The sequence below is a fragment of the Effusibacillus sp. SKA8 genome (assembly GCF_058273125.1).
This window is the reverse complement of sequence record NZ_JBZCSF010000024.1, coordinates 1-9,700: the sequence shown is the minus strand read 5'-3', so window position 1 is coordinate 9,700 and position 9,700 is coordinate 1. Positions and strand designations below refer to the sequence as shown.

Sequence of the window (9,700 nt, the reverse complement as noted above, 5' to 3'; positions counted from 1 at the left end):
CGCTTTGGCCATGCTGGCTGAAGCGTTTTTGAATGGTAACTTTAAGATTGCCGGATGAACCGTTATTGCGTATGTATGGTAACTGATTGTAGCCGTCCGTTTGTATGGTTGCCTCTTGTGATACCCCTTACTTTGTGCTAACATCATCGTTGCCGGAATTGAAAGACGTGATGAATTTGACAAAAGAACATGCGGCTATAGCTCAGAGGGAGAGCACCACCTTGACACGGTGGGGGTCATAGGTTCGATTCCTATTAGCCGCACCAGAACTGAGTGCTTCTCAAGCAAAAGGTGGGAATAGAGAGGCACTTTTCTTTTGTCTTTTGCCACCGGGAAAGTATTCCTTCGCATGTTGCAGCCGCTTACGGCAACCGACTGCCATATCCGATACCATGAAGGAAGGAGGGCATACCGGTTATGGAAACAATCAAGCGGGCGGCGACGCTCATCCTGATTCGAAATGGAACCCGGGGACTGGAAGTGTATATGACAAAAAGGCCGGAAACGATGTTGTTTCTTCCCGGCTACTATGTGTTTCCGGGTGGAGTGATGCAGCGGGAGGATCAGGATGAGGGGCTCTTTGCGTCGTGTGTCAACCGCCGGCTGGAAGTCGAGTTGTCGTATGCGATTACCGCGATTCGGGAATGTTTTGAAGAAGTCGGCTATCTCTTGGCGGATGTACCGGCGTCAATCGCCTCCGGTCAACCGGCAACCGCAGACGTCATCCGGAAACTGCTCGCAACCAAGCGGCTGACTTTCCGCGAATGGGTTCTTACGGAACGCGTGCGTTTAAGAACCGACATCATCCGCTACTATGGCCATCGGATTACACCGCGCACCGTGTCCCCGCGCCGTTTTGACACCCGCTATTTTTTGACGGTGGTTCCGCCGGATGTACAACTGGTTCCTTGTAAGCGGGAAGTCGAACATGCCGCATGGATGGACCCGTGCGTGACGCTTGATCAAGCGAGAAAAGGCATTTTCAGGATGGTGCCTCCCACGATGGACGCATTGGCCGATTTGGCCCGCTTTGAAACTGCGGAAGATGCGTACCGCTTGGGGGAAGGCGTCGGGACACCGCGGCCGCACGAATTGGCCTGACAGTTTTTACACAATGCGGTAGCGGTCGTTATGCCGGACGACTTTTTGTTCTTGCAGCAACTTCGCCAAGTGCCCGAGGACGGTCCGTTCCGCCACCCAAAGGACGCTCGGGTGTACTTGGTTTTGATAGACCGCTGCCACAAGCTCGTCCACAGTCAGCGGCTTATCGGCCAACAACCCGAGAATCTGTTGTTCGCGTTCGAGCCGCCTTTGTATAAAAAATCGGATTTTCTCCGCCGGATTGCGGATGATGTTCCCGTGACCGGGGGCGATCAGCGACGGTTGCAGTGCTTGCAGCCGCTGCAGCGTGGCGAGGTATGCAACCAGATCTCCGTCTGGAGGACCGATCCAGGTGGTGCCTTCCGCCACAATGTTATCGCCCGTAAATAACACGTTTTCTTGTTCCAGCAAGAGGTTCAGATGCCCTGCTGTATGGCCGGGAGTATGCAATACGGTTAAAGTGGCGTTTCCGACTTGAACCGCATCGCCCTCCTCCAGAGTGGAACCGATTTTCCAGGGAGCAATCTTCTCTTCCACCGGTTTCACTTCCAACGGGTGGCACAAAATCGGGCATTTGAAAAAATCGGCTAACGCTTTCGCGCCGGGACTGTGATCCCGGTGATGATGGGTCAATACAATCCCGAGTACGTTTTCCGCGTTGAGTTTCGCAATGTACTCAATGATGAAGTCGGTTGCTTCCTGATTTTCATAGCCGGCATCGATCACCAACACATGTCCCTCATCTTCGACGATGTATACGTTGGTGGACGTAGCCGGAAACAGGGTCGGGGTGGAAACGGGCACGCGGTGTATGTAGCGGGTTTCTCGCATATGGAATCCCCTTCTTCAAAAGTAATCGTCAGCATATAGAGTCATTATAAGTTATGTAGAGGAGGAAAAGGAATCGGGAAATGTCTGGGGCATGCAACTGGTTACGGGAGTGCGAAGGCTTTCTGATCGACCTTGACGGGACGTTGTACCGGGGACGGGATGCGCTTCCCTGTGCGAGAGAATTTGTGGAGTGGTTGAATCGTGCGGGCAAGCGGTATTTGTTTGTCACGAACAATTCTTCCCGAAAGCCTGGGCAAGTGGCGCAAAAACTCAGGGATATGGGGATTCCGGCCGAGCCGGAGCATGTGTTTACCAGCAGCCAGGCGACCGCCGTGTACATACGGGATCATGCGAAAACGCTCACTCCTTCCGTATATGCTGTCGGGGAAGAGGGATTGCTGACCGCTCTTGAGGAAATGGGGTGCCGGTTTGAGGAAAGGCACCCGGATTTTGTTGTTGTCGGGATTGACCGCGATTTTACCTACCGCAAGTTGATGACGGCAAGTCTCGCCATTCAGAGAGGAGCCGTTTTTCTCGGGACCAATGCGGACAAGCGGCTGCCGGCGGAAAATGGCTTTCTGCCCGGTGCCGGTTCCCTGTCCCGAGCGGTTGCTGTCGCATCCGGCGTCGAGCCGGTCTGGATCGGCAAACCGGAGGCCAGAATGGTGAGGTACAGCATGCAGCAAATCGGAACCTCACCCGAGCGGACCGTTATAGTCGGAGACAACTTGGAAACCGACATCATGGCCGGCGTCAACGCGGGGATCAAAAGCGTGCTCGTTTTGACGGGCTACTCCAGCCGGCAAGACGCGGAACGGGCTCTTCACCGGCCGGATTGCTCGGTTGGGAACCTTGCGGAATTGCTGGCGATTGTCGGGAAGGAAGAATGAGTCGAAAGACCCGCTGTGGCGCGTCAAGCAAGAAACGTTTCAAACCGCGCCGATGCGGGTCTTTTCCAGCTTATTAGATCCATTTCTCTATCAATTTTCGCCAAAATGGAACGTTTTTCATAGGAACAGAGTCCCTTGACCCTCCTATATATAGTGTATATAATTTCCTTACCCCCAACAACCACACTAGATATAGTGTGTAGGTTACATAATAAATCATATGCCGAATCTTTTGCGGAAACGACGTTAGGGGGGATTTGCACATGCGTTGCCCATACTGCCACCATACCGATTCGAGGGTGCTCGAATCTCGGACAAGCGAGGATCACTCGACGATTCGCAGGCGCCGGGAATGCCCTTCCTGTTTAAAACGTTTCACCACCTACGAAAAGATCGAGATGGCGTCGCTGTTGGTCATCAAGAAAGACAACCGCCGCGAAGAATTTTCAAGGGACAAGTTGCTGCGCGGAATCTTGAAAGCCTGCGAAAAAAGGCCGATCGCCCTTGAGGCGGTCGAACGGCTTGTCGACGACGTCGAACGGGAGATCCGCTCCGAATACGAAAAGGAAGTTCCGGCCGAACGGATCGGCGAGAAAGTGATGGAAAAACTGCGTGAGCTGGATGCGGTGGCGTATGTCCGATTTGCAAGTGTGTACCGGCAATTCCGAGATGTCGAGTCGTTTGCACAGGAGATTTTGAACCTGCTGGACTCGAAAAAGATGGGAGGAACATCATGAAAACCGAAATGACCAGCATGTTGCCTTTTACGGCAGAGGATTTTCTCTCTCCTACCGGTGAGCGCATTGTAGCTGACCGCTACTTATTGAAGGATGTGAAAAAGGAGACGCTGCAGGTCGGTAGCCTGGTGGTTGCCGTTATTGACAAGAAACGCGCTTTGCATGAGCTCGCAAAAGTGGTGGAACTGAAACCGGAACAGCGTTTGGCGACTGTGGAGCTGCGTGACGGTTTTCGCCTGGAGCTCTCCTATGATCATATCGACGTACTGAAAGAAACGGCTCCCCGCCAAATGTGGCGCCGGATTGCGAAAGGGGCGGCTGCGGTCACCAACGATCCGGAAACGTGGGAAGAAAAATTTTATCAACTGCAAAGCGGCTGGAAATATGTTCCGGGCGGACGCATCAACGCGTCGATGGGCACCGGCATCCAAACGACCAGCTACAACTGTTTCGTAATTCCGAACGTGGGCCCGACTCCCCGCGATTACGCCAATGCGTTCGGCCAAACGCTGGAAATTCAGGCCCGGTCCGGCGGCGTCGGCATGAACCTGTCCCAGGTGCCACCGCAGGGGACGCTGGTGCCGATTTCAACCAAGTCTCGCAAGACGGAACTGAAATTGGTGCTCGACGTATGGCATGCCGATTTGTTGGATTTCCTGGCGGAAGAATACCCGAACAGCACCAAGGTTGTCCGGGTCAACAGCGAGTTTCTCCGCGCCGTCGAGGAGGGCACCGATTGGACGTTTTATTTTCCGGACCATGAGATGGAAGGCTATGACGACAACTGGACCGGCAGCCTGGAAGCCTGGCGGGAAAAAGGGCTGCCGGTGAAAAAAGGGGAGACGCTCTCCGCGGAAGAACTGTACAACAAGATCCTGGAGAGCGGCGTGGTAGTGGTGCAGGATCTGGTCGGGGCGACATTGATCCCGGGCGACCGCCGCGGCACGATCGCAAGCACATTGGGCGACATGTGGGAAGCGATGATGGAAGGAAAGCGCGTTTCTGTCGTGCTGTCCTCACTCCGCCCGCGCTACAGTTACGTCCGCGGCGTCAACGGACGCAGTTCTGGCGCGTACACTTGGGGGCAGCTGTTTGACAAAGGGAACCAGGTGTTCGGACAGGGCTTCGGTCCCGTGGGGGTCGGCGAAATCATGAGCGTCGGCTGTCAGTTGACTCTGCAAGGCGGTTCCCGCCGCGGCGCTTTGATGCTGATTCTGAACGATAAGCATGCGGATATCCGCAAGTTTATCACCTGTAAGCAGGTGGACGGGGTGATTACGGGAGCTAACATTTCCGTCGGCATCTCGGAAGAATTTATGGCGGCCAAGCAACGCAGCGACGATTGGGCAATTGGTTTTCCGGACACCTCCGAAATGCACGAGTTTAACGGCAACTTCCAGGAATGGGAAGCGGTGGGCCGCAAGCTTAACATCACGGAGGTGGTTCCGGCCTCCCGGATATGGGACGAGATCATTGAATCTGCCTGGAGATCGGCCGAGCCGGGTGTTGTATTCATGGGGCGCTACAATTACATGTCCAACTCGTATTACTATAACCCGATTATCGCGACAAACCCCTGTTTTCACCCGGACACGCGAATTGCCACCGAATACGGGTACCTGCGTATCGAGGATCTGTATCAACGGGTGGGAGCGCAGCCGTTCAAAGTGCTGACCGATGATCGGGCTGTCAACCAACTGCAGGTGGTGAACGGCAGATCGTACGCCGTTCCGGGAGTCACCGCCCGTACTGCCGTCGTATTTCCGACAGGTGTGAAAAAAACCATCAAGGTGACGTTGAAAAACGGAATGGAGATTCGAGTGACACCGGAGCACCGATTGCTCACAGTGGACGGTTGGAAAGAAGCGAAAGATTTGCAAGACGGTGATTTGGTGCTCATCCAGTCTGGCGAAGGATTGTTCCCGGAGAACGACGGTCTGGGGAAAGAATGGGGATGGTTTTTGGGTTGGTTGATCGGTGACGGATGGTTGTCGAAACGAGGCGATATCGGTATGGTGTTCGGCAGAGAGGATGCTGACGTGATCCCGGAGATGATCCGGATCGGGAAAGCCCTGTCTGGTGTCGAGGCGAAAGTGTACGAGCGGGAAAACGGAACTTTCCATGTGTTTTGGTGGCGAAAAGAGCTTCGGGAACGATTGCTCGCGATCGGTGTCAAACCGGTATACGCGCCGGAGAAGGAAGTTCCGCAGGCGCTGTTCACGGCCTCGCGAGAGACCGTTCGCGCCTTTCTGCAAGCTTTGTTCAGCGCGGACGGTACGGTCTACGAGAATGACGAAAACCATCGTACGGTGCGGCTGACCTCCGCTTCGAAAAAACTGCTGCAGGACGTGCAACTGCTGCTTTTGAATTTTGGAATCCACGGGAAAATTTATTGCAGGCCGAAACAGAAGCAAGCGCATTTTCGCTACCAGACTGTTCATGGCGAAGAGCGAATTTATGAAAGTGACGGATTCCATGAATTGGTGATTTCCGGCAACAACCTGGACGCGTTTCATGAACGAATCGGATTTTTCCTTGTCGGGCGCAAGCAGGAGGCGTTGGAGCGGGCTGCACGCCCCTCACGCAAACGGGAAAAGTTCTGCAGCCCTGTCGCATCGGTGGAGGATGCGGAAGAAGTGATGGTTTATGATATCAGCGAGCCGGCCACCCACTCGCTGATCGCGGGGGGAATTGTCGCCCACAACTGCGGCGAGCAAGGATTGCCAGCATTCGGTATCTGCAACCTGGGTGCCGTCGTGCTGAGCCGATTCACAACGGGCTTTGAAGATTCCGGACAAAAGGCGATGTTTCAGGATAAGCGAAAAGAGGATTATATCCGCCGCCAGCTGCTGAAGCATTTTCCGACCGAAAGAGCAGAATTTTTCCTGCACCACATCAAATGGGAAGAGCTGGAAGAGACCACCCGCACCGGGCTCCGCTTCCAGGATGCGATCATCGATGCCACCTATTACCCGTTTGAAGAGAACCGGCGGAACCAAATGAACGAGCGCCGTGTGGGCTTAGGCATCATGGGACTGCATGATCTGTTGATTCACTGCGGCGTGAAATACGGTTCCGAAGAATCGACGAAGCTGATTGATGTCCTGATCGGTATGATGGCGGAATGGTGTTATCTTGAGTCGGTGGAACTGGCGAAGGAAAACGGCCCGTTCCCGGCTTTTGACGCAGACAAATTCCTGCAGTCCGGGTATATGAAACAAATGGCTGCAGAGAAACCGCATGTCACGGAAGCGATTGCCAAATACGGTGTCCGCAACGTGACGACAATGACGATCGCTCCCACCGGAACCACCGGGACGATGGTCGGCTGCTCCACCGGCTGCGAACCGTATTATGCGTGGTCGTATTTTCGCAATTCGCGGCTTGGGATGTTTGAGGAAAACGCGCAGATCGTCGACGAGTACAAAAAGACGCATCCGGGTGCCGAACTGCCCGACTATTTCGTGACTGCGATGGATCTGACGCCGGAGGAGCACGTGCGGGTGCAAGCCGCTTTGCAAAAATGGATCGACTCCTCGATCTCGAAAACGTGCAACGCGCCGCACAACTATACGGTGGAAGATACCAAAAAGCTGTATGATCTGGCTTACGAGCTGGGATGCAAAGGAGTTACGATCTACCGGGACGGCTCCCGTTCCGAACAGGTACTGTCTTTGAAGGAAGAGCCGGCGAAAGTGGATGGCAGACAAGCGGAAAACGCGAAACCGGAAGCGGCAATGGCGGCTCTCTTCAATGGCGAAAAACCGGTCTATGTCCACAAAGGCCGTCCGGATGTGCTGTACGGGGCAACTTATAAGAAAGAAACGCCGCTTGGTACCGCCTATATCACGATTAACGATGATCCGGAAACGCAGTTGGCGACGGAAATCTTCGTCAACATCGGGAAAGCGGGCAGCGACGTCTATGCGGCAAATGAGGCGCTTGGACGGGCCATTACCCTGTACCTGAAGGATTCGCAAAATCCGGATAAAGAGGCGGTGCTCGTCAAGCACTTCTCCGGGATCGGCGGCTCCAACGCCGTCGGCTTCGGGGATCGCCGGATCACATCCGTACCGGATGCCATTGCGAAAGCGCTGATCGAGCACTCGGAAACCTTCCCGTTGCGCCGCCTGAACCATCTGGAGACGGTCGCCGCCGTGCAGTTGCCGGCCGAACGGCTTTCTCTCCGCGAATTCAGCATGGGTAAAGACCTTTGCCCGAACTGCCACCAGCACACCCTGGTGCGCCACGGCGGATGCCACGAGTGCGAGGCATGCGGGTTCAGCAAGTGTTAGGTGAACTTGCAGAAATAAGTGAGAAAAAATTCATAAATGAATGAGAAGAGGGCCTGCGTATTCATGGATGTGAATCTTTATTCACATATGTGGATAAATTAAAATTTGAATACCAGGTCTCTTTTTTTATTGCTGAATACGTTAATCCAATAAACCAACAACTTGATTTAGCATTTCCAAAGCATTCGGGGTAATTTTCAGTGTTGAAGTTGGTTCTCCCGTTCCGCCGTAAATAAATGGATAACGAAAAAGTTCTCTATCTACAATACAAGGCAAAGAAAGCCCCACTAAAGGAACACTGCCAACAGTGTATCCAGTTATCTGGTGGACTTCTTTTGGGTTTGCCATTTTTAGTGTGGTACATGATGGGAATGTAGCATGGGGTTATTATCGGCACGCTGCTTTGTTTGATGCGGATTATTGGAACGGCAATCTATCTGACTACTGTTTCTGGGAGGCAAACGTTTCTCCGACCAGTGACGTTCACAGGGCTCCCGCCAGCAAATTCCAAGGGTATGACGAAGCGGTTGGGCTATGGGTTCCCAATACAAGCTCCAGCGAACGTTACGACACTACGGTATATGCTGCTGCACAAAGCGGTGAACCTTATTCCACGCTTTACGGTGTCTATGACGATACGCATTGGTATTGCAGTAAACTCATTTTTCGTGCATATTATGTAGAAACCGGAAATCGAATCGACTTGCGCTATTCCAGCAATTCGTTCGTGTACCCGGACGATCTGTATCAAGATCCCGAAACGCGAGTCTTTGCTACAGGATATTAAAAAACCAATGACTATGACGAGAATTTACAGATTGATTCTGCTCGCAGCATTCGTCCTGTTGTCACCAGGTTGTGGCGGCAAACACGGTGTTCCCAACGGCACCCCTTATGCAGTGGTGTTGAACTATGGCTCGAAAGATAATATCGTAATAATCGATGAAAACCTTACCATATTAAACAAACTGTCGATCGGGCTTTATCTGGAAGACATCCAAGTATGCGACAATATCGTGTATGCAATTGATTCAGGCAGAGCCGAAAATCCCAGAAAAGATTTGTATAAGATCAATTTGAAGGACTTTTCAGTATCAAAACTGGAACTCCCCCTATCCCCTCATCGAATGCTAGTTTTTAATAATAAAGCTTATATTTCTTCCTCTACAGAAAAAAGGGGAGAAGGGTTTTATCTGATGATCGTCGACGTAACGAATCTTAGTCTTCTGAATACAAAAATGATTCCGGGCATGACAGCGTGTTTGACGAGTGCTGACGGATACGTTTATGCGGCAATAAACAGGGGAGGAAACCACAATTATGGAGACACTGCTCAATTGTTGCAGATCGATCCGGATTCTTTTGCCATGAAAAACGTACTGCAAGATCCTGAAGAGCTTCCTCCCGGCAATCTGCAGGTCGTTGGCGATAAATTTTACGGAGTGTATTCGGGATTTTCCCGAGGTCCTAAACCTAGGTGGGTAAAACAGCCTTCCGAGTATACCAACCGGCTTAAAATACTTGATTTCAAATCCGGCAAGATTGTGGAACAGCATGTCTTGTCTCCCGATTTCCCGCAGAATATTGCCGTAAAAAACAACAAAACAGCGTTTATCAATCACTATACGAATTTAGATATGTCGGGTGACACTGTCACGATTTTTGATTTGGATTCGCGTGAAGTTATAGGGAAAATTAATACACCGACCCCCTCCGACTTGGCCGTTGATAACAAATATCTGCTTGTTACGAATCACAACGAAGACAATTTAACCGTCTTTGATTCTAATAACTGGGAAAAGATCAAGGAGATTCCGGTTGGAAAGTGGCCGACTAAAGTTAAATT

Annotated in this window: 8 protein-coding genes and 1 tRNA gene; 7 read left to right on the top strand and 2 right to left on the bottom strand. The window is 52.3% G+C overall.

Translation table 11 applies throughout. The annotated features are described in order from the left end of the window. The first annotated feature begins 191 nt into the window (after nucleotides 1-191). Together AC4ED1_RS14340 and AC4ED1_RS14335 are read left to right on the top strand one after the other, a co-directional pair. Nucleotides 192-266: transfer RNA gene (locus tag AC4ED1_RS14340), tRNA-Val, on the top strand. A gap of 151 nt (nucleotides 267-417) precedes the next feature. After that, nucleotides 418-1,101: an NUDIX hydrolase gene (locus AC4ED1_RS14335; RefSeq protein ID WP_490939780.1), complete on the top strand. Its 684-nt coding sequence runs from the start codon at nucleotides 418-420 to the stop codon at nucleotides 1,099-1,101. 6 nt (nucleotides 1,102-1,107) lie between these two features. Here the strand turns inward: AC4ED1_RS14335 and AC4ED1_RS14330 are convergent, their stop codons facing one another. After that, entirely contained in the window at nucleotides 1,108-1,932 is an 825-nt protein-coding gene (locus AC4ED1_RS14330) for an MBL fold metallo-hydrolase (protein WP_490939778.1), read from the bottom strand. A gap of 80 nt (nucleotides 1,933-2,012) precedes the next feature. Here AC4ED1_RS14330 and AC4ED1_RS14325 point away from each other — a divergent pair, with 80 nt between their 5' ends. The 3 genes from AC4ED1_RS14325 to AC4ED1_RS14315 all read left to right on the top strand — a co-directional run bounded on the left by AC4ED1_RS14325 (nucleotide 2,013) and on the right by AC4ED1_RS14315 (nucleotide 7,854). Further along, a complete protein-coding gene (locus AC4ED1_RS14325) occupies nucleotides 2,013-2,822 on the top strand; it encodes a TIGR01457 family HAD-type hydrolase (RefSeq protein ID WP_490939776.1) in 810 nt (269 codons plus the stop codon). A gap of 263 nt (nucleotides 2,823-3,085) precedes the next feature. After that, the gene (nrdR, locus tag AC4ED1_RS14320; protein WP_490939774.1) at nucleotides 3,086-3,559 is read left to right on the top strand and encodes a transcriptional regulator NrdR; all 474 of its coding nucleotides are present in this window, start codon (nucleotides 3,086-3,088) and stop codon (nucleotides 3,557-3,559) included. Then, nucleotides 3,556-7,854 carry a ribonucleotide reductase barrel domain-containing protein gene (locus AC4ED1_RS14315; protein ID WP_490939772.1) on the top strand — a complete coding sequence of 1,433 codons (4,299 nt, stop codon included), beginning with the start codon at nucleotides 3,556-3,558 and terminating at the stop codon, nucleotides 7,852-7,854. The genes nrdR and AC4ED1_RS14315 overlap by 4 nt, the downstream gene beginning before the upstream one ends. Before the next feature lie 141 nt (nucleotides 7,855-7,995). Here AC4ED1_RS14315 and AC4ED1_RS14310 read toward each other — a convergent pair whose 3' ends face one another. Then, nucleotides 7,996-8,202 (bottom strand): YbaK/EbsC family protein, encoded by a 207-nt coding sequence (locus AC4ED1_RS14310; RefSeq protein WP_490939770.1) that lies wholly within the window; start codon nucleotides 8,200-8,202, stop codon nucleotides 7,996-7,998. On the opposite strand from AC4ED1_RS14310, the gene AC4ED1_RS14305 reads away from it, so the two are divergent. Both AC4ED1_RS14305 and AC4ED1_RS14300 read left to right on the top strand, forming a co-directional pair. Then, nucleotides 8,162-8,641, top strand: a complete 480-nt coding sequence (locus tag AC4ED1_RS14305) for a hypothetical protein (protein ID WP_490939782.1) — start codon at nucleotides 8,162-8,164, stop codon at nucleotides 8,639-8,641. The two genes, AC4ED1_RS14310 and AC4ED1_RS14305, sit on opposite strands and share 41 nt — an antisense overlap. Before the next feature lie 31 nt (nucleotides 8,642-8,672). Next, nucleotides 8,673-9,700 (top strand): YncE family protein (locus AC4ED1_RS14300; RefSeq protein WP_490939768.1); only part of this gene is annotated, 1,028 nt, incomplete at its 3' end.

Coding starts and splice junctions, on each gene's coding strand:
- AC4ED1_RS14310 (WP_490939770.1), bottom strand. CDS start 8,202: ATGGCAAACCCAAAAGAAGTCCACCAGATAACTGGATACACTGTTGGC.
- nrdR (WP_490939774.1), top strand. CDS start 3,086: ATGCGTTGCCCATACTGCCACCATACCGATTCGAGGGTGCTCGAATCT.
- AC4ED1_RS14330 (WP_490939778.1), bottom strand. CDS start 1,932: ATGCGAGAAACCCGCTACATACACCGCGTGCCCGTTTCCACCCCGACC.
- AC4ED1_RS14325 (WP_490939776.1), top strand. CDS start 2,013: ATGTCTGGGGCATGCAACTGGTTACGGGAGTGCGAAGGCTTTCTGATC.
- AC4ED1_RS14315 (WP_490939772.1), top strand. CDS start 3,556: ATGAAAACCGAAATGACCAGCATGTTGCCTTTTACGGCAGAGGATTTT.
- AC4ED1_RS14335 (WP_490939780.1), top strand. CDS start 418: ATGGAAACAATCAAGCGGGCGGCGACGCTCATCCTGATTCGAAATGGA.